The sequence below is a fragment of the Stecheria intestinalis genome (assembly GCF_009696165.1).
Lineage (GTDB): Bacteria > Bacillota_I > Bacilli_A > Erysipelotrichales > Erysipelotrichaceae > Bulleidia > Bulleidia intestinalis.
The window spans coordinates 1-20,756 of the sequence record NZ_VUMN01000035.1 but is presented as its reverse complement, the minus strand read 5'-3'; the positions used below and the strand labels follow the sequence as shown (position 1 = coordinate 20,756).

19 protein-coding genes are annotated in these 20,756 nt (G+C 38.8%); all 19 read right to left on the bottom strand.

Annotated features, from left to right (window positions below):
- Position 1 precedes the first annotated feature (1 nt).
- Positions 2 to 1,120, bottom strand: coding sequence for a dsDNA nuclease domain-containing protein (locus FYJ51_RS11655; protein WP_154505783.1), 1,119 nt, complete (start codon positions 1,118 to 1,120; stop codon positions 2 to 4).
- Between the two features lie 29 nt (positions 1,121 to 1,149).
- Entirely contained in the window at positions 1,150 to 1,521 is a 372-nt protein-coding gene (locus FYJ51_RS13965) for a BrnT family toxin (protein WP_154505782.1), read from the bottom strand.
- Positions 1,522 to 1,530: 9 nt separating this feature from the next.
- Positions 1,531 to 2,166, bottom strand: a complete 636-nt coding sequence (locus FYJ51_RS11645) for a D-sedoheptulose-7-phosphate isomerase (RefSeq protein ID WP_154505781.1) — start codon at positions 2,164 to 2,166, stop codon at positions 1,531 to 1,533.
- A 28-nt stretch (positions 2,167 to 2,194) separates the two neighbouring features.
- A complete protein-coding gene (gene gmhB / locus FYJ51_RS11640; protein WP_154505780.1) occupies positions 2,195 to 3,508 on the bottom strand; it encodes a D-glycero-beta-D-manno-heptose 1,7-bisphosphate 7-phosphatase in 1,314 nt (437 codons plus the stop codon).
- Positions 3,505 to 4,518, bottom strand: coding sequence for a GHMP family kinase ATP-binding protein (locus tag FYJ51_RS11635; RefSeq protein WP_154505779.1), 1,014 nt, complete (start codon positions 4,516 to 4,518; stop codon positions 3,505 to 3,507). Before FYJ51_RS11635 ends, gmhB begins: the two co-directional genes overlap by 4 nt.
- Complete coding sequence (locus FYJ51_RS11630) at positions 4,515 to 5,972, bottom strand: flippase (RefSeq protein WP_154505778.1); 1,458 nt, start codon at positions 5,970 to 5,972, stop codon at positions 4,515 to 4,517. Before FYJ51_RS11630 ends, FYJ51_RS11635 begins: the two co-directional genes overlap by 4 nt.
- Positions 5,973 to 5,974: 2 nt before the next feature.
- A complete protein-coding gene (locus FYJ51_RS11625; RefSeq protein ID WP_154505777.1) occupies positions 5,975 to 7,099 on the bottom strand; it encodes a glycosyltransferase family 4 protein in 1,125 nt (374 codons plus the stop codon).
- Positions 7,100 to 8,263 carry a glycosyltransferase family 4 protein gene (locus FYJ51_RS11620; protein WP_205946315.1) on the bottom strand — a complete coding sequence of 388 codons (1,164 nt, stop codon included), beginning with the start codon at positions 8,261 to 8,263 and terminating at the stop codon, positions 7,100 to 7,102. It abuts the gene before it with no gap.
- Positions 8,264 to 8,267: 4 nt separating this feature from the next.
- Entirely contained in the window at positions 8,268 to 9,539 is a 1,272-nt protein-coding gene (locus FYJ51_RS11615) for an oligosaccharide repeat unit polymerase (RefSeq protein ID WP_154505775.1), read from the bottom strand.
- Positions 9,539 to 10,411, bottom strand: a complete 873-nt coding sequence (locus FYJ51_RS11610; protein ID WP_154505774.1) for a glycosyltransferase family 2 protein — start codon at positions 10,409 to 10,411, stop codon at positions 9,539 to 9,541. Before FYJ51_RS11610 ends, FYJ51_RS11615 begins: the two co-directional genes overlap by 1 nt.
- Positions 10,412 to 10,543: 132 nt before the next feature.
- Positions 10,544 to 10,909, bottom strand: coding sequence for a hypothetical protein (locus FYJ51_RS11605; protein WP_154505773.1), 366 nt, complete (start codon positions 10,907 to 10,909; stop codon positions 10,544 to 10,546).
- Positions 10,882 to 11,082 carry a hypothetical protein gene (locus FYJ51_RS11600; RefSeq protein ID WP_154505772.1) on the bottom strand — a complete coding sequence of 67 codons (201 nt, stop codon included), beginning with the start codon at positions 11,080 to 11,082 and terminating at the stop codon, positions 10,882 to 10,884. Before FYJ51_RS11600 ends, FYJ51_RS11605 begins: the two co-directional genes overlap by 28 nt.
- An 83-nt stretch (positions 11,083 to 11,165) precedes the next feature.
- The gene (locus FYJ51_RS11595) at positions 11,166 to 11,468 is read right to left on the bottom strand and encodes a hypothetical protein (protein WP_154505771.1); all 303 of its coding nucleotides are present in this window, start codon (positions 11,466 to 11,468) and stop codon (positions 11,166 to 11,168) included.
- A 107-nt stretch (positions 11,469 to 11,575) separates the two neighbouring features.
- Entirely contained in the window at positions 11,576 to 12,349 is a 774-nt protein-coding gene (locus FYJ51_RS11590; protein WP_154505770.1) for a hypothetical protein, read from the bottom strand.
- 254 nt (positions 12,350 to 12,603) lie between these two features.
- Positions 12,604 to 14,226: a sugar transferase gene (locus FYJ51_RS13880; RefSeq protein ID WP_154505769.1), complete on the bottom strand. Its 1,623-nt coding sequence runs from the start codon at positions 14,224 to 14,226 to the stop codon at positions 12,604 to 12,606.
- A gap of 177 nt (positions 14,227 to 14,403) precedes the next feature.
- On the bottom strand, positions 14,404 to 15,747 hold the full coding sequence (locus FYJ51_RS11580; protein WP_154505768.1) for a DegT/DnrJ/EryC1/StrS family aminotransferase: 1,344 nt from the start codon (positions 15,745 to 15,747) through the stop codon (positions 14,404 to 14,406).
- 1,131 nt (positions 15,748 to 16,878) lie between these two features.
- Entirely contained in the window at positions 16,879 to 17,718 is an 840-nt protein-coding gene (locus FYJ51_RS11575) for a hypothetical protein (RefSeq protein WP_154505767.1), read from the bottom strand.
- Positions 17,715 to 19,601 (bottom strand): polysaccharide biosynthesis protein, encoded by a 1,887-nt coding sequence (locus FYJ51_RS11570; protein WP_154505766.1) that lies wholly within the window; start codon positions 19,599 to 19,601, stop codon positions 17,715 to 17,717. Before FYJ51_RS11570 ends, FYJ51_RS11575 begins: the two co-directional genes overlap by 4 nt.
- Before the next feature lie 115 nt (positions 19,602 to 19,716).
- A complete protein-coding gene (locus tag FYJ51_RS11565) occupies positions 19,717 to 20,460 on the bottom strand; it encodes a CpsD/CapB family tyrosine-protein kinase (protein ID WP_154505765.1) in 744 nt (247 codons plus the stop codon).
- Between the last annotated feature and the right edge of the window lie 296 nt (positions 20,461 to 20,756).

Here is a 20,756-nt window from a genome sequence, read left to right as displayed (position 1 = left end):
ATTACTGATTGCTATCTTTTGATAATGATATCTGAGCACGCGATATATTTATCATAAGACAAATAACTAGAACAGAAATGTAATCATCAGTATATGGCACACACAGCATAGGGTCATTCTTTATGACTTCTTGCTCTATTTCATGCGCATATTCCCAGGGACTCCCGATCCCTTTATATGGTTTTATTCTAATCTTCTCAATAGTATTCCTGAAAAGAGCAGAAAAAGATTCATTTCCACGCTTTCCACTATCGCTAATAATACGAGAATAAGCCCATCCAACAGGCATGCTTTCTTTGTCCCTCATGCCTATCCCAATATATTTAAGAACATCTTCAATTTCAGGAATTGAGAACAAAATTGCTCTATCTATTATTCGTTTAAATTCGCCCTTGGAAAAGCCTTTATATTTTTTAACGTCCTCAAAAGAGGCGTTTGCAGGAATTCGCTCATTACTCTGCTGTCTTGTAAGAATTTCAACGACAGATCTATATATTGCTTTAACGGTATCTATCTTAATTTCTGGATATTTATCATAAAGAAAGTTCGTCATCTCATGCTCTACCAGATCACGATGGCGTTCTATGGTAAGCGTTGTGTGAAGATGCGCGAACTTTGATATGTCAATATTCTCTACTGGAATATTACACTTTGCAGAAATATCAGCTTTAATCTTATCCTGCACTGTCTGATAAAGACTTGAAAATTCTGTTTTAGGTGCTGTTAAATCATCGCTTCGATGAATAGTTTTTCCTTTTTCGGTTGGTACATCGAACTTCACAGAAATAGGCATATTCGTAATAAGTCCTATTTCCCGCACAATCCAATCATTTGGCCTTTTTAACTGCTCATAAAGCTTACTAATCCACTCGTTTTTTATCACAGAATCAATTGTGACCGTATGATTGCTTGTTTTCACTTGATAATAGCTAACAGCAAGAGGTTCTGAGTCTAGGTCAAAGATCGTAATGTCATCATAATGATCCATGATAAGAAGGAAATTAACCTCATCATATAGCTGCAACGCCATATGTAGGCTTTGGCTCGTCTGCAATTCGAACCGATTATAGGAGCGACTGCCAGATGCCATATCGACTTTCACAATGTTGTGTTTCCCCATATAGCACGGTCCTCCTTCCTGTTTATCAATTACCGCTTGTGCCGACGTATACGGTTCTTACATATGTTTAGTTCGTTCTTCGTCGCAAACCGTGCAGAATAGATACGCACAGCTGGTATGTTCCCTTCTGAACCATCATCTTCCACAATATATGCGACGTAGAAAGGGACGTCCCGAATGTATCCGATTATCGCTAGTCTGTGTTCTGTATTATCCAGATTGGATGGATCAACACTTGAGTTCCCTTCATCGTAGATCTCAGCGAGATTCTCATCGAAGAATGTGTAGGCCGCGAAATAAAGGTGTATATGGTGAGAATGATAATTGATCGAATCTTTCTCAGAATCCCAGTGGACAATAAGCTTGTCATCGTGGAAAGATAGAGTCTGTTCGTGGGTCATACACAATTATTAATTTGAGAAAAACCTATCTTCCAGCATGAGACATAAGCAATGATATACTGGAAGATGTAATTCCTGAATCATGTATGTCTCAGTCTGTGGAACCTGTATGGTAACATCTGCGATGTCTTTCAGCTTCGAGTCTTTCTGGCCTGTCAAGCCAACCACGTGAAGTCCCTTTGCCTTTGCAACTATTGCCGCATAAAGAACATTCTTGCTATTTCCAGATGTAGAGATACCGAGAAATATATCTCCTTCCTTACCGTAACCGTTAACCTGCTGGGCAAATGTAAGAAGCGGTTCATCATCATTCATATAAGCTGTGGTCAACGCCGGATGACCGTCCAAAGCAATAGCTGGTAATGCGCCCTGAAGTTTATCAGCAAGAACAGTTCCTAATTCCTTATTCTCTGCTTTAAGTTTCTCTTGATACTCATCATCCAGAGTTCGTGCTTTCTTGAATCCTTTCATCAGCTCGCCAACTATGTGCTCCGAGTCTGCTGCAGATCCGCCATTTCCGGCAACAAGTAATTTGCCACCATTAGAATAGGAATCTTCCATAAATTCATAAGCCTTCTGAATGTCATCAGCACACACAGAAAGCTGTGGATATCTGTTCACCAATATTTCTAATTGTTTATTCATTAACTACACTTCCGATCAATTGTTCTGCTCAGTGCAGAAAAGTCCTTGTAAATGATTGAAGAGAATCAACTGTCTCATCCTGTCCGCAATCCTCTGTCCCGATTAAAGCCGTTTTACATCCAGCATTCTTACCCGCCAGTATGTCGTTCTTCCCATCTCCAACCATCCAAGATTCACTTAAGTCGATGTTAAATTCCTTCGCCGCTTTCAGCAGCATACCTGGCTTTGGCTTTCTGCAATCACAATCAATCTTGAGCTCTGGGATCTCACCTTCATACCCCTTATCAGGATGATGCGGGCAGAAATAAATAGCGTCCAAGTATGCACCCTCTTGACCAAGGAGAGTTTCCATCTTGTTATGGATCTCATCTAGCTGCTCGAATGTAACCTCGCCTCTGGCGATAACAGGCTGATTCGTCACTACTATTGCAAGATAACCAGTGTTATTAATTATTTTTATAGCCTCGGCTACTCCCGGTAATAGCTCAAACTCATCAATATTTCGAAGGAATCCGACATATTTGTTTATCGTTCCATCGCGATCTAAGAAGATTGCCTTCTGCTTATTCTTGAGATTCTTAGCTGTGACCACACCAGATTTAAAATCCCGGCATACTGCTTCATAACGCTCGGGAGTCCCCATGTCCTTCACATATTCTGGACTGTCATAGCAGAACATCTGCCCACTACCGCACAGTGGCTTTAGAATCTGCCGATCAAGGTCAATCTTTATTATCTTTCCCGTGGAATCATCGGTTGTACCTATCGCATCGGCCCTATCAACGAATCCATCCAGCACAGATGCATTTATGACATGCAATCCTGCATTGACACGGTTCTTGTACCATTCAGGTCGTTTATCTTCTTTTGTGAGCCACTGCTCCACTCTCTTTTCTTTATCTGCGATAATCAGGCCCGAATCATAAGGATGTGAGTTAGGATGTGTAAAAAGAGTAACTAAGGCTTTTTTCTCTTTGTGGTAATCTACGAATCGATTAAAAGCTATGTCAAATATGCTGTCAGCATTAAGAAGAAGAAAATCACCTTCCAACGTACCATTCGCTCTCATCTTCACAAGAGCGCCGGCATTTCCAAGGGGGGTTTCTTCTTCGAAATAAAAAATATTTACGCCTAGTTTCTGACCATCTTCGAAATAATCAATTATCTGGTCAGCCTTGTAAGAAACAGTGAGAATGATATCCTTAAAGCCCTGATCACGAAGGGAACAAATCTCCCTTTCTAGGACTGGCAAACCATCTATTGGGATTAAGGGCTTCGGTATATCTGGGAACAGTTCTGATATTCTTGTTCCTCGACCACCGGCCATTATTACTGTTTTCATTCTGTTTCTTCCTTTGGTACATAAGATTCAGGGTTGTAATAAATAACTCTGGTCCCACCATCTTCAAAATGGAACGGCACATAAAGAAGCTCCTTCATTGCCTCTTTTACAGCCTGTTGTTTATCTGGTGTCACATAAAAAACAAGGAAACCGCCGCCACCAGCTCCCAGAAGCTTACCGCCAAGAGCACCGGCATCTATACCTCGCTGGTAAAGCGCATCAATAGAATCTGTTGTGATTGCTCCACCAGTTTGCCTTTTCAACTTCCAGGTATGATCAAGTAAGCGACCGAAATCATCCAAAACCCTAGATTTATTCACAAGCACATCTTCTGCTTCATCCACAAGTTCGAGCATTTCAAGGAGTTGCCTCGTTTTATCGTGGTAACCTTTTTCATTCGACTTCTGGACGTCTGAAGAGAATCTGGTAAAGCCAGTGAAAAACATCAAGAGATTATCGTCTAGCTGCTTTTTTCTTTCAGGACTAATAATCACTGGAAGCACATCATAGGTACCATCTTTGTTAAAGTTAATACAGTTAAATCCGCCAAATGAAGCAGCAATTTGATCCTGCCATCCACCCGCTTCTGCGCAAAGATCACGCTCGAGATGAATTGCTTCATCAGCCAGTTTTTTCTTATCAGCGTATTTTCCCTTTAGTGCATAGAAAGCATTAAGCATGCCCACAGCAAAGGAAGAACTGGTGCCCAACCCAGAACGTGCCGGAAGATCTGCCTCATATGTGAGACGAATTTCGTGCATATCCAACATCTTCATGGCATTACGAATTGCTGGATGTTGAATTTCATTGATTTCAGTAACCCGCTCAGTTTTCGCGTATGAAAGTTCTGTAGAATATTCAAAGAACCGCGGAAGATGGCGAACAGTTACATAACAATATTTATCAAATGTTGTTGAAATAACTGCTCCACCATACTTTGTGAAAAAATCCTTTATATCTGTTCCACCGCCAAAAAAAGACATGCGGAAAGGTGTTCTAGTAATTATCATTTAATATTCCTTTTCCTTATAAAATTGAAAATTGAATATACATATTTTTCTTTAAACAACAGTAATAAAAGCAAATATAAAGAGCTAAAGATTACAAAGCTAAATAAGCAAATAAGAAGATTATGGCTTATAAATAAAGAAACAATCCTGCAAACCGCAAAAGCCAAAAAGCCTCCTAATAAAGATTCAATTAGCTGTTTCCAAAACAGAGAAAATTTAAAAAAATTAATAGTATCTCGATGCACAAGAAAACAAATAATAGTAACAATTGCTTCGGCAAGCGCTGTGGTTATTGCAGCTCCATTTTGCTGCATGATTCCTATTGCAATTATGTTTAAAGCAATATTAGCTATTGCAGCTATTGATGTAGCAACAAGATTTGTATTTTCACGTTTTAAAGGAATGTTTATACAATTAGTAACAATTCCTCCAAAGATAGCAAAATCCAAAGCAACGCTCAGAATTTGCAGTGTAGGGATAGCATCAATATAATTTACCCCGGATAATACAATAACAATCGGTTTGGCTAAACATATTAAACCAACAGACATTGGTATAACAATAATTAGCAGACAACTAAAAATTGAATTAATAAGATGCAAGAATTTGTCCATCTGATTCTTTCCTGCATAAGTAGAAAGTCTCGGAATACAAACCGTAAATACTGAAGATATAAGACTTCTAATCATCGAATATACTTTAACAGCAACAGCATATAAACCGACATAATAATCACCAGACATTAAGCCAAGCATTGTTTGATCGGCGCTACAATAGATAGTAACAGCAACATTATTTGCAAACAAAACAAGCATTGGCTTTAAATGTTTCGAAAGATTCAGCCTCTTAGTTAGTCTTATTTTGCAATATCGCCGACAATAAACGAAATTCATAACGGCGGTAATCATTTGCGTAAATACAATTAAAAAAGCGTACTTATAAAAATCCGTCTGTTGATGAATAAAAATAAAAAGTAATATAAGATTAATAATCTGTACAAAAATACTTCTTACTGTAATATAATAAAAATCTTCAAAGATATTGTTAACCCAATCGATGCCAAGAGTAGTCGCAATGATAGTTAATGATAAAATAAGAATAATTAAAGAATAATTATGAAATTGCGGTATAAAGGCAATACAAATAAAAAGAGCGACATATGCAATGCACGAAGTTAAAACATTAATAGAAAAAACCTGGTTAGCAAAGGTGCCTAGTTTATTTTTGTCGTCTCTAATGGAGGAGCCTTCTCGAGTCGCATATGTCGTGATTCCCAATGCAGCAATTAACGAAAAATATGAAACAATTGATTGTGCGTAGTTCACTTTTCCGATGTTATTAACACCTAGAATTCTAGTGACATATGGAAAGGTGATGAGAGGGAAAATAATATTCATCAATGTTTTTATGGTGTTAAGCACAACATTGACTTTTAAAGATTTAACTTTTTTCATAATTAATAAACTTCTGCCAATAATTGCTCAGCGATCACATTCCAATTATATTTTTCATAAATATCGCTATGCAATTTTTTCCCCATATCATTCAATTCCTCTTTACTTGATGTATTGAGAATAGATAATAACTGATTTGCATAGGCTTCATAACTGTTCTCAGTCAAAAAGCTATCATAATCTTTCTCAAGATATTCACCTATACAACCAGTCTGCGTTGTCAGAACTGTTTTTGAAAAAAGAGCCGCATCAAAAATCACTCCACTCATACTCGCATGACGATAAGGTAATAATATAAGATCAGAATGCAAATATAAATAATCATGAGTGTAATTATCTATTTTATGTGGTATAAAGAGAAAATTGTCCTTTTTAGAGACATTTTTTACAAAAGGTTCTATTTTCTCCATATATGCTTTATCACTAGGCATTCCAGCAATTATAAGACAGTCATCTGGGAATTGGCTTGCATATTTATCCCAGAATCTTATAAGCCTATCTATTCCCTTATTCTCAAAAATTACTCCTAAGTACAAAAAATGTCTTCCCTGTTTAGAACTAAGAAAATTTAATACATTATTGTCCACTAGTTTTTCAGGCACATCCTGCGATATTACACGAATGTCAGCTCCATGTCTCTGAATAAAGATCTTATTATGAGGAATCTCTGGAAAGGCATTTAACAAGTCACTTCTAAGAGATTCACCATGCACAATTATTTTATCAACTAAAGAATATATTTTATTTAGCTGCTTGATACTTTTATTCCCGTTGACATGCGGCAAAACATTGTGTGCTGTATAAACAATATTTTGGCAATAATGTTTTAATATTCCTAAATAAAAAATATCAATATCATACACTAAAAGCCACTGGATATGTATAACATCATATTTCTCACTTCGTACAGTTTTAAGGACTCTATTCCAACCTTTAATGTAAGAAAATCCCTTTTTGATTTTATCCCCCTCGGAAAGAATAAATGCCTTTTCGACACTAATCCTAGGGTCATTCCCATTATAATTGTCTCTTGCAATCACTTTTACTTGATTTTTATTAGCAAGGGCAGAAGAAAGGCCATTGCAATAATTTATTGTTCCTGATGGATCAATAATCAAAATATTCATTTAGCATTTCCCAACAGCATTAATATAAACATCTTCCCATTTGTTTTTAATATAATCACAATTAAATTCACCAGAATTTGATTGTTTAAAAGAATTAAGACAAAGACGAGTTAACTCTTCTCTATTATGTTCTACATAATTCAACTTATCAATAAGGAAGCTGACAACATTATCATCAATAAAGCTAGAATATATTGTTTTCTTCCTATGATTCCAAACACTAGGGTTTGGCATTTTATTCTCATTAAAAAATCTGTATCTTATATTATTAACCAAAAAACCGGTTTTATTATCAATGACCATTTCTGGTATTGCATACAAGTCAGAGGATAAAACCATATTGCCATACTTCATTGCTTCTAAAACAACGAGTGAAAATGAATCTTGTCTCGTAGGATTTAGTAAAACATTGCTTTCTAAATAAACATCTGCAAGTTCGTCTTTTGACAAGTTAAATTCCCTTATTGTTACATTTGCGAGCTTATTAATTTTAAATAAATCTTCTTCACGAACCGTCTCTCTTTTTGTTATTATCAATAGTTCAAACTTAGACTCATCTAATTTACCAAATGCTTTTAAAATATCCTCTCCGCCCTTCAGTTCAAATTCAGAAGATATATAAAGGCACTTAAGCCTTTTATTTTGTGATTTCTTTTTAATTATTGATTCATCAATTTTTTTTCTAGTTCTAACAAGTGGATAAATCTGTTCAACATTCACATGATCATCAATATCATAGAAATTAGAAATTGTATTTTTACAAGCCTTAGACAAGCAGACAATAGTTTTTAGATTTTTGTCTGCAAATACCTTTTTTAGTTTTTCTCTACTGAATAATGAATTTGGGCGATTAATACAGTAATGCACAGGTGCTAAGGGATTTTCCAAATAAATAACATAAGGCTTTGTTGATGAAAGAAATCGATTATAGCTAAAAAAAGCATCTACATTATCAGTATCATCCGTTTTTACTACTTGAAAAATACCCAACAAGTCAAATATAGGAGCCTTTATTAAATTTGATATTATGACTTTTCCCTTGCTGTTGGTTTCATAAGCTCGATTTTCATCATATTCAAACTTCAAATTATTGTAATCTTCTTGAAAGAGATCCCGTATAAAACCTCTAACATTCGTCACTGATTTAATTCTAATATTATTCATACAACTACTCCGCATTGCTTCCGATCTGAATAGCATACTTATGTTGACTTAATATTTTTAAATATATGGGCGTTATTATAACTAAGACCCAAAAAACCGTTTCTCTAAGGAAAAACATAAAAAATGATAATGTTATAATAGTGCCAAGAATTGAGCACCTTGCTTCTGATATATCATCCAATTTATATCGGGTACTAATAAATGTGGTCCCTGAAAGTAGACCTAAAAATGCAGTAACAAAAAGAGCAACAAAGTATGTAAAGTCCTGAATAATTTCTCTTATATAAGTAGCAACATTACACTCCATTGGAACATAATATGCCGTTTGATATCTTTCATATGGCAGGTTAAACCCTATTTTATTCAAAATATTGTAAAACATACCAAAAGTATTTATGCCGAATTGGAATGTTTGGTCTTTTAAATACTCGCTCAAAGTAACGAACGGTTCTGTAATATATAAAAAAGTTTTATATATAGCAGGGCTTATTCTAAAAAGTTTTACCATAGTAGGACTCATATATTGATCAGTTGTCATCCAACGGCTTCTAACAGATGACATCTGCCAAAAAACTACTACAAGAACAACTACAGCTATTAAAATCAAGATTATGTTTCTCTTCTTCATCTTCGAGCTTTCATTACTCTTAACTTTTCCAAAGAGTAAAACCGGCATAAGAAACAATAACAGTTCAATAATAACCCCTGATCTTCCTCCACCTGGTAACGTATCCAAAAGTGACATTAAAAGAGGAAAAAGCAACCATTTATTAAAACCAAATTTTCTAAAATAAATTCCCGACAATAATACAGCTACGGAAACCAGTGTCCCTAAATACGGGATCATTTCAAATCCACGATTTCCTGTTAATCTATCTTGATAAACTTGATTCATTTCATCCATAAAGTTAAAAGAATATTTATGAATGAAGTTTACAAAATTGGGGATTATTGCAAAAGACGCTATTACAGTTAAAATAAGTATTCCTTTAAGCAAAGTCTTGTCATCAAGTGTGACGTCATTACTTCTTCCATTTCTTGTAAAGATGCATTTGCTTCCAAAAATACAAGATATAAAAAATATGAACTGGAAAACAATTACAGTGAACCAGCAAAACATTGTAATTTCATTATATCTAACCCAATGTGTTTCATACAATCCAATCATTATATTCCAAATAATAAGATAGATAGATACAGGATTTATTTTCTTTTTAAAAGCATTTAAAGCAAACGCATACTCAATTAATGATAATAATAAATACACAATGTACATTATATTTTCCTAATAGCACTATAAATTCTTATTTCTGCTATTCCAATCTTCATAATAATTTGCATCACTATTTTTTGAAAGAGGCTCATAGTATAGTACTTTTCTAAATATATTTTTCGAGATTGTTCCTTTATTTTTTTTTGCTTAACTAATGATTTTATGCTTTTATTAATAGACGTGGAATGATTATGAATATAGATTTCTTTACAAAGCAATGCACTTTTTCTCTTGTTTTTCTTTATTTTCTGTGCAATACACTCTTCTTCATTGTAAAGAAAAATATTCTCGTCATATTTTCCATATTTGTACATGAACTCCGTGTTTGCAGCAAACAAAGCTCCTTGAACAACGTCTACGTCTAATACAGTATTCTCCTCTATATCAGATTGCTTATACCTTAAATCTAAATGGAAAAGTTTCGATATAAATATACTATTGGTGAAAATTCCGTTCCATACTGATCCCAGTTTCCAGGGGAATGCAATTTCGCCCTGCTGACTTTTTAGCCTTTGAACAGGAGCAGCCAGCACATATTCGCGATTACTATCTAAAAAATCCACAAGCTTAATAATTGTTTGCTCAGTAATCAAAGTATCAGGGTTCATCAAAATGAAGTAGGCAGCATGAAGGACCTCACAAATATATTTAATTCCGTAATTATTACCATAACCGTATCCTCCATTTTTATCTGCTCGCAACAATACAATTTTCTCATTGTGATAGCCAGATAATTTCTTGAAAGAATCATCTGAGGAGCAATTATCAACGACAACTATTTTATATATTGCCTCATAATTCATGAGTATATCTAACAACTGAATAGTTGTGTCAGAATCATTATAGTTAAGAATTAAGCAGCATATTTTTGTCATCTTAAATTTCCACTGTAAAAATTAGGCTTAATTTGCAGGCTGGTGATCTAGACTAATAAGCAAACAAGTCCGAAGTCTTCATATCACAGATTCTGAAGAAGCCCGAGACATTGCTGAGTATAGTTCTAACCTTCAGCAGAACTTCATCAGCAGCCAATCCTGCATATTCCGAACTGTTACCAGCAGTGCAGCGTACCGATTGATGTACTTTGTTGCCACTCCTCTGTACTTGCGATTCCATTCGTCAATCTTGGAGTGGAAAGAATTGACATGATTCAGATGGTCTACGGAGGTATAGGTCTTATGGTCTCCTAATACTCGAAACTCACAGTTCTTCTGATTCAGGATCCTCTGATATGCGGTCTTGCCATCTATCCAGACAAGGCAGTTCCCAGAAAGCTTCTTCTGAATTTTTCGATATCTTCCGATTTCGGAACGGCACAGTTCGTTGCCTTGAGCACTGTATCTCCTTATCTCTGCACTGCGGTAAGCAGACATATCTGTTCACTGGAAAGGCCACGATTTGAGGCCTTTTCTCCTCTATGACGTGGCTTGATTTCATCACGTTTTTCGCCTTTATGGCTGTTCACAAGGTATTTTTCATCCATCTCTACTTCATCGGAAACCACTGTTTCACTGGCAATGGATTCCAGGGCGTGGAGAAGCTTCATGCGCATTCTCCAGACGGTATAAGTGCTGATGCCAAGGCTCTCAGCAGTCTTCTGAATCGGAACCTACTGAAAAGTGTCCTTGATCAGCTGATCCCATTTCGAACGGTCCTGCTGAGAGAGTAGTAAGTGAGCTGCCCATAGTCGATCACGGTCCTATGATTGCATGAATGGCATACAAACATCTTTTTTCCGGTGTTTGCTCTGCCGCCTCTGGTCCAGTTGGGGGTCTCAGAACCGCACTTCGGACAAACCTTGATACAGTAGCTCCGGGAAGCATTGTTCAGGACAGTACAATTCTCCAGATCGGACAGAAGTTTTTCCTTCTGGTATGGATACAAGGTTGAATAAATGCTGGTAATCTTCTCAAGATCTTCGGTATCAGACATGGCTATCTTCCTCTCTACAGGCAGTCTAAGCCAATCATCCCTATGCACTGTACTCCTTTAGGTACAGTGCGGGAGAAAATCACCAACTCGCTGGTATAAGCCAAAAATTAAATATCTTTATACATATTTCCTTTGCATTTTCTCCTTATTCCTTCTAACTTCATAACAGCATTTACATGGTGAACAAATGTGTTATTATCGAATTTCATAAGAATATTTCTAAAGGGGTATAATACATGAACAACTGCATTAAAGCCAGGACGATATATTAAGTGCAGACAGCAAAACGCCTTTCTATAATTAAATGTATCAATCTTGTAATCCATAGAATTTGTCTTGTGATTAATATTCCTAGATCCTGAATTAATATACTTCTTTTCAGCTTTATTAAGGTATTCTTCCAAAATAATATGATTAATTGCGTTACTCGCGCCTAAATTCATAACATCTGGATCATATTTAGCAACATTCGTTTCAACATAATAACTATGAACAGTGCAGACCATATATCCTAGTAAAGAATTATCTTCTACACTTCTTCCTGTCCATAACTCTTTATTTTTTTCATTTGCAAGTCCTTTATAAGTCTTTAAAAATTCATCTTTAGATACATTATTATCAGTATTTTCATACCCAGCTTCAGCTTTTCTATATACGTTATAAAGTTCTTCTAGGCAATCCAAAATACTTTCTCTGTTGACATTAACATGCTTTAGTGCTCTTCGTATATTCTTTTTTCGTTTGGGTTTTAATTCCTCAAATATGTATGGAGATTCCTTTATACAGTACCACCATCCGGTGTCCCTTTTACAATCAAAATTTGAAGTGTATTCTATAAAGAAAGCTTTTCTAAAGTCTCTGATTTTCCAAATATTAAGCATATGTAAGGCCTTAACATCTGNATATTCATCAGGAGCAGTTTTAGGTACAATAGCGTGGTTATAGTATTGCCACCCCCCAGAATTCTGATAATAGCCTTATTATTTTCATCTCTATTCATATAGTTTCAGCTTTCTTAATTCTCATAAAGACTTTAACTTCAGGACTGTAAAAAACTAATATATTCTTTCTTTAATTTGAATGAAACAGTGCTACCATATATTTAACAAACTATATAAACATTTATATTTCTTTATTATGAGATTACGTATCTATTCTTCTTATACAGTCCGCAGACCATATTTTTGCCTGTGTTCCAAAGAGATTGAATAGCATTCTCCCCTTCAGCCTCATGCCAGAGTTTGTAATGCCATCCAATCATAGTCTTTATGCTGTGTGTACTTACACTTCCGCTTCGCCCCCGACGATACTTGGCTAGAAATTCTGGCAAGAAGTAGCAGTCGGCCTTTTTACTGACCTCAAGCCACATAGCATAATCATTGTTTTTCTTAATATCCGGAATCTGAATCAGCCCAACCACACTTGAGTCATACATAACTGTGAGACATCCAGGCCAGCAATAGTCGACCATGCCTCTGTGTGTAATCTTCTTAGGTCCGGAAATTTTGGCACCTGTTTCATGCCCGTTCCCATCTATTTCCTGATATCCTGTGTATGAGAACTTATATCCGTTCTTCTCCATGAAAGCGATCTGTCGTTCCAGCTTCTCTGGCACCCACAGATCATCTGAATCTAAAAAGGCAATCCATTGTCCTTTTGCTTCACGAAGTGCTTTATTACGACTTACAGCTGCACCGGAATTCTTTTCATTATGGAAGTAATGGATTCGAGGATCTGAGAAAGATTCAACGACTTCATCCGTATTATCTGTGGAACAATCATCCACGATAATGAGCTCGAGATTTCGATATGTCTGCCTAAGAACCGATTCTATAGATTTGGCAATATATGGTGCAGTGTTATAAGAAGGCATAATCACAGAGACCAAGCCTGGAACACAATCTTGAACTTTCTCCTTCAAAATTTCTTTAGCCTCAGCCTGTTTCTCATCATAGGTATCCTGATCTACTTTTCCTTCCTTAAGAAGTTCATCACCGAAGTCGAGAGCAGTTGCCTGACCTTCTTCAGTTATGCCCTCCTTAGCAAAGACCTTGCTTATCGTCTCTCCTACTATCTTGGCATCACCAGTAAAGGTGATCTTCTTTATATACTCCAGATCAGTGCTTAACTTACCTTCCCACGATATAGCGTTACGCCCTCTGACCTGTGCTAACCCAGACAACCCTGGTCGTACGCTATGCCGCTGCCGCTGTTCGTCAGTCATAAAAACCATATCGCGTACCAACTGCGGACGTGGCCCAATTACGGCCATATCGCCTTTTATAATGTTGAAGAGTTCTGGTAATTCATCAAGAGATGTAGAACGTAACCATGCTCCAAACTTAGTAAGACGAACTTCATCCGGGAGAAGATTACCATCCTCATCTCTCTCATCTGTCATCGTTCGGAACTTATAGAGTTTAAAGATCTTCTCTTTCCCTGTCGCTGAATCAATTTGACCAGGTCGTTCCTGTGTAAAAAGTACCGGTGATCCAAGTTTCTTCTTCACCGTTAAAGCGGTAATACCGAGAACTGGCGATAAAACCACAGTCGCTCCTGTTGAGAGAACTGCATCAAGAGGACGCTTAACATATTGCTCATAAATGCTTGATGGTTTACGGATTTTCACACCATTGCGTTCAGCAACAGCCTTCGCTCTCCTCTGTTCTCTCTGGTCAGCAATTGCTGCTACAGTAGCCACAGAGGCAATACCAGCCACAATAATCCCGGCTGCAATATTTAATTTCTTCTTTGACATGAATTATTTGTTTCTCCTCTGTGGTCATCTTTAACCCGATTTACCTGTACATCCACTACCCTTATGCCACTGTGGTCATCTGGTAACTATCGAGCGCTCTCCACGCTTACAACTTAATATTGCGTAGACACTTCTCTGCATTACTTCGTTAAAGCATCTATTGACCACACTCTATTCTCACTCAAACGCTCTATGAATAACCTCAATAATCTTTTTCTGTTCCTCTGCCGTCATCTTGTTGTCTGAAGGTAAGCACAGACCACGTCTGAAGATATCCATTCCAACGTCTACGCTCTCTCCTTCGTCTATGTACGCATTGCTCTGTCCACGCCCTGATCCCTTCCTATTAATAAAGTCGTGACTCAGATATATCGGCTGAGCATGCATAGGTTTCCAGATAGGACGTCCCTCCGCATTGATTGCGGCAATCATGTCGAGAATTTCCTGAGGACTACTCTTGCCACTGACTGACTGATACAGGTAGTCCTTGTCACCACGAACACTCGGGGCCATAGCATCTTTATCAATCAACAGGCAGCTCAACCAGAAGTTAGGTTTAGACTTACTCTCGTCATATGGATTCATAGAAACCGGCAGATCCTTAAGTCCTTCTTTATATCTCTCGTAGATAGCCCGTTTCTGCTCAATGTGACTTTCAAGGTACGGAATCTGTCCTCTAACCACACCAGCGATCACATTAGACATCCGGTAGTTATATCCGATCTCTTCGTGCTGATACCAAGGAGCTGCTTCACGACTTTGTGTACTCCACTTCCGAACTTTGTCGGCGTCAGCCTTGGAGTCGGTGAGGAACATACCCCCGCTACTTCCTGTGATGATCTTATTGCCATTAAAACTAATAGCGTTGTAGTCACCAAAGGTTCCAGTTTCGCGCCAACTACTCTTCACTAAGCTTCTAAGCCCTGTAGCCTCATCAGGCTGCTGTGAATATGTAGAGAGGTATTGCGCCCCCAAGCTCTCTGCTGCATCTTCAACCAGCAGCGCACCATGTTCATCACAAATCTTCCGGATTTCATCAATCTTGCCCGGCGTGCCATAAAGGTGTGCTACGACGACAAGTTTTACTTCCGGATAGATCTCGAAAGCCTTCGACAAGCTCTCTGGGTCCATGTTCCAGGTATCATGCTCTGTGTCGATGAACACAGCTTCCCCGCCTTCATAGGCGATAGGATTCACAGTCGCATCGAAAGTCATATCTGACGCAAAAACTTTATGGCCATGGAGACTTCCTTCATTCGCAACATGGATTCCATACAGCTTCTCCCCTGCTAAGCGGGTTGCCAAGTGTAACGCAGCTGTACCAGCACTCAGTGCCACAGCATACTTACATCCAACTTTCTCTGCGATGAGACGTTCCACCTCGTTAATATTCGCACCGACTGTGCTCATCCAGTTGGTCTCGTAAGCCTCAGTGATGTACTTAAGCTCATCTCCGTGCATAGTTGGGGATGAGAGCCAAACCTTTTTTTCAAATGGTTTAATGTCAGAAATGTCTTTCATGATGTTCTTCTTTCTTGCCTTCTTATTCTTCTTTCCTGAAACCCGGTTAATCTCTCTTGATTGGGGATCAGAAACTTATATATTCATCACAAAGAGAGATAGGCTCCCTCTGTGTGGTTGACTAAATTGATATGACTTTCTTCATATAAAAATATGGGAGATTGTGATCATCTCTCCGGTGTGATCAATGTTTGTTCCTGAATGTCCAAGGATTGAGATTTACTCTCAAGTTCTCTGATAACCACAGTGGCACCAGTTCTCATTTACCCTCTGTGATTGCCCGACACGATAACCACACGAGGCAGTCTCTCGCCATTCTCTCTGTGGGCATCTAAAAGATTGTTTGCAATTTCAATGTAGGTTTCAATATTCAATGGTCGATGAAAACCGCTACCATAAATCTTGCAGCCCCATAATTTGAAACTTTCTACATTCGTCAGAACCGTAACTCAGGGGGTTCAAAAATGTTGAAAATAGATATCAACCACCCCCTGTATTTCAGTTTTGAAAAAAATCGCGAAGCCTTGATTTTACAGCCTTCCCGCCTTAGACCACCCCTGCATTTCGCTCCTGCCCTACTGACAAAACCGAAACAGTCTTACAAAAGCAAAACTCAAGGGTGCCTTTCTACTAACAAAACCGTATTCCTTCCGGTCGATGTATTTACCTTCTTGTTGTAGGTTTTGAAATCTACAGTAGGAAGTATTTCTAAAACGCACCTGCAAAACCGTAACTCTTCGTACCTCAGAGAGACTCTAAAAGCCCGCGAAACCGCTTATTTACAACATCTGTGTCCATCAGGGAATTCAGGCTCAGCCTACACTTTTGCAAGTCTTGCAGAACCGTAATCTCGAGACCCCAGGCTGACTGTTCTGTAAAATTTCGTTTATTACAGTTGTAATTTCCCAAACTCAGGGGAGGTTCGACACCACAGTCCTCATTTTTCTGTGTGAATCAGAACAAGGAATCCAGTAAATACAAGGTTTTTCAGCCATTATCTTGTGTGAAATTTTATTACCGGCCTTGAAATACCGGGTGCCTTAATATCCCGTGCGACAACTTACCAGTTAACAGGGTATATTATATCCTTATTAATTGGTAAGAAGTCAGTCATTTTGTTGAAAATGGCCATTATTCATTTCTTGAGACTGTTCTTCTGAACTGCTCTGATATCTGTCTTCCGAGGTTATCTTTGTTTAGTGAATAAAGCTTTGCAATTTCTGAATAACTCCTGTTCTGAACATACAGCATCCAGATCATACCGGAATAGGAAAAAAAAGGAATGTTCCGCAGTACCTGGATCACCTGGTCTACGTGATCTTTCTGTTCATCCAGTTCTGCTTGAAGGCGTTCCTTGCTAGTGAGCAGACGCAGCGGGTTTTTTTCTTTTCGCTGCGGGCTCTGACCAATTCTCATATAAGAAATTGCTGTGACATCCTGGCGAAGATATTCGGTCTGATCAAGATCTCGAATAAGTTCCTGGATTCTTCCGATATAAAAGAAATAGTCCCGGCATTCCTTCTTGAATTCTCCGGCGGTTCCTGCAAAGCCCGCAGGTATTCTCTGAACGGGCGGGTATGAAACCGCAAGAACTTCGCGCAGGCATTTCTCACTGATATATTGAACTTGATTCCTGGTCAGTCCTAATTCCAGAGCAGTGGCTTCCTGGCCTTTGTGATTAATATAAACTTCATAGATGATTTCTCTGGCATCAGGATAGTCCTGCTCAATCATCTGAAAGGTAGCATCTACAAACCGGATATCTTTTCTCAGAAACTGCAGCAGCTCCAGGTCACCTCTCCCAAGGTTTTCACTTAATCCGATTCTGAAACTGTCCGGATCCTCTGGCATCTGCTCTATCAGAGCAGGATTTTCTTTCTGCAGTTTTTCTGAGAGTTCCTTCTCATATTGATATACATGGCAAGAAGAACGGAATGCTCCCAGTCGTTCCAGATAGGTTTCCCGATTCATTGCGCAGCTTCCGCGTGATAAGGATGATAAGTCTTTACCACTTCCTTGACAAATTCTTCTATTTTGTCCGATTCGGAATGGCAGATGGTATTCAGCTGGACAAGCTGTTTTTCGAATAATGCATCATTCATCGCAATCGGATGGCCTATATAAATCAGATCATTCCTGGTCTTGGTCATTCCTTCTTCATCCATCAGGAGTTCTTCATATAGTTTTTCGCCAGGACGTAATCCAGTATAGACAATCTTGATGTCTACATCAGGCGTCAGCCCCGAAAGGCGGATGAGGTTTCTTGCCATATCATCAATCCGGACAGGTTCTCCCATATCCAGAATAAAGATCTCTCCTCCCTTTGCATAATAGCTTGCCTGAAGTACCAGGGAAACAGCCTCCGGGATCGTCATGAAATAGCGAATGATATTCTTATCTGTTACCGTAACAGGTCCACCCGCTTCAATCTGTTTCTTAAACAGAGGAATTACGGAACCGTTAGAGCCAAGAACATTTCCGAACCGTACCGCCATGAAAACCGTTTCGGGATATTTTCTGCTGCTCATCTGGATAATCATCTCGCAGAGACGTTTGGAAGCCCCCATAATATTGGTCGGATTGACAGCCTTGTCCGTAGAAATCAGAAGGAATCTCTTCACATGAGCTCTCGCAGCTTCCTCTGTGAGAATCAGCGTTCCGAATACGTTATTCTTGATTGCTTCATTCGGGGAATCCTCCATGAGCGGAACATGCTTATGCGCTGCAGCATGATAGATCAGGTCCGGATGATACTTCTCCAGAATCGTTCTTACTCTCATGCGATCTGTCATATCGCCAACCAGGGCAACGAGGTTCAGATCCGGATAATGAAACTTCAATTCCTGCTGAATGTCATAAAGCGTATTCTCATAGATATCAAAGAGGATCAGCTGCTTCGGATGATGCTTGGCAATCTGCCGGCAAAGCTCTGAACCGATGGAGCCTCCTCCGCCCGTCACCAGAATGACTTTCCCATAAAGCATCTGGAACACTTCGTCATTATTGACATGTACCTGGTCTCTGCCAAGAAGATCTTCCACGGAAACAGGTCTGATCTTGGAAAGAGAGACTTCTCCATTAACAAGCTGATAAATACCAGGAATTGTCTTCAGTTCACATCTGGTATTTTTACAGATATTCAGGATCTCTGCCCGCTCCTTCGCACCTAAAGAAGGAATTGCAAAGATAATCTGCTTCACGCCATACTTCTTTACTGCATTGGGAATATCATTACGAGTTCCGACAATCGGAACTCCGGAAATCACTTTCCCGTGATTAGACGGAGAATCATCAATTACACAGACTGGAATCAGATCTGTTTTATTACTGCGCAGCATCTCCTGGATCATGATTCTTCCAGACTCACCGGCGCCAATTACCATGACATTGATCCCGTTTTTCTTAGACCGTGCATCACTGATGGAATGATAAATTCTGGACGATACCCGAACTCCGATGATCATCACTTCTATGGTGAGCCAGCCAAAGACATAGTAGCTGATCGGCATCCGGTGACCGATTGCTAACGTGAAAATGATATGAATCAGCCCTGAAAGAAAACCGGCGAGTGCAGTTCTGGCCATCTCCGTGACCCCTGCAAAGCGCCAGATACTGCTGTACATTCGAAAAATCAGCAGCAGACCAATCGTGACAACCAGATTAATCGGCAGATACTGCAAGTACCATACCAGATACTTCGGCTCGATATGAGAATATACCGCGTCATATCTGAGCCAGAGTACAAATAAGTAAGAAAAAACCACCGAAAAAATATCAGTTGCCAGAATTACAACTCTGGCAAGCCAGGCCCCTCTGAAATCTTCGATCTGTTTTTGTCTTTCTCCCCGATTCATGAATTGCTACCCCCATCACTTTACGTCTACCTATAATTGAAACTTCATAAGCTTCCTGACCAGCCAGGACAATTCTTCAGGAAGCGGTGTTCTAAATCAGAAAAACAGACAGGAATCAGCTGTTTCCGCCATAATAATTGCCATAATAGCTTCCATATCCATACTTGCCGGACTCGATATTCTCGACTTTTGTAAGAACCGTACCGATAATATGTGCACCATTCCGCTTCAGATCTTCCATACCTGATCTTGCCGCATACTTATCCGTATCTTTTGCCGAAACCACATAGATGGTTCCATCTGCGATCATGGAAACCGGGATGCAGTCTGAAACAATTCCATATGGCGGGCAATCGATAATGATGATGTCATAGATTTTCCTTGCAGAATCAACCAGTTCATGAAAACGATTGGAACCAAGCACTTCCAGCGGATTCGGAACTCTGGTCCCTGCCGAAAGAAAGGACAGTGTGCGATTATTCTCAAGTCCGAATATCTGAATCTCCGGATACTGGTTCACCGGAATCGAAGGATCATACTTCTTTAGCAGATTGGTAAGCCCGTCTGCATTGGTCGTACCAATCATCTTATGAACGGAAGGATTTCTGAGGTCTGTATCAATCAGGAGAACTTTATCGTACTTCTTGGCAAATGAGATTGCCAAGTTGGTGGATACAGTACTTTTTCCTTCATTTGGGACCGTTGAGACAACATTGATTACCTGAATTGCATTGTCAAGGCCAGAAAACTCAATATTGGATCTGAGTCTTAAAAAAGCTTCATTCAGCGCGAAAGACTGAGCATTCCGACTCTTCGTTTTTGATGCNATATCATTACTTTCCTTTCTTGCCAGAGCCATTATCTAATACTGGAAGCTGGCACAATACCGGAACCCCAAAAAACTCTTCTGCTTCCCGCTTGGATTTAATGCAATGATCAGTGACTGTCTTGAAGAACAGCCACGCAAGCTCTGCCAGAAATGCAAGCACCATCGCAACACCAGTATTCTTGGAGATAGAAGGACCGGATTTTTCTATTATGAAATCAGGAAGAATCCAGTCCTGATTGAGCTGTCATGAGCATATGAATCTACAATGGTAAGGTCAGGATTACCTGGGTGTATTCCTGGCCTTTCCTGCGTATAGGCATATACCG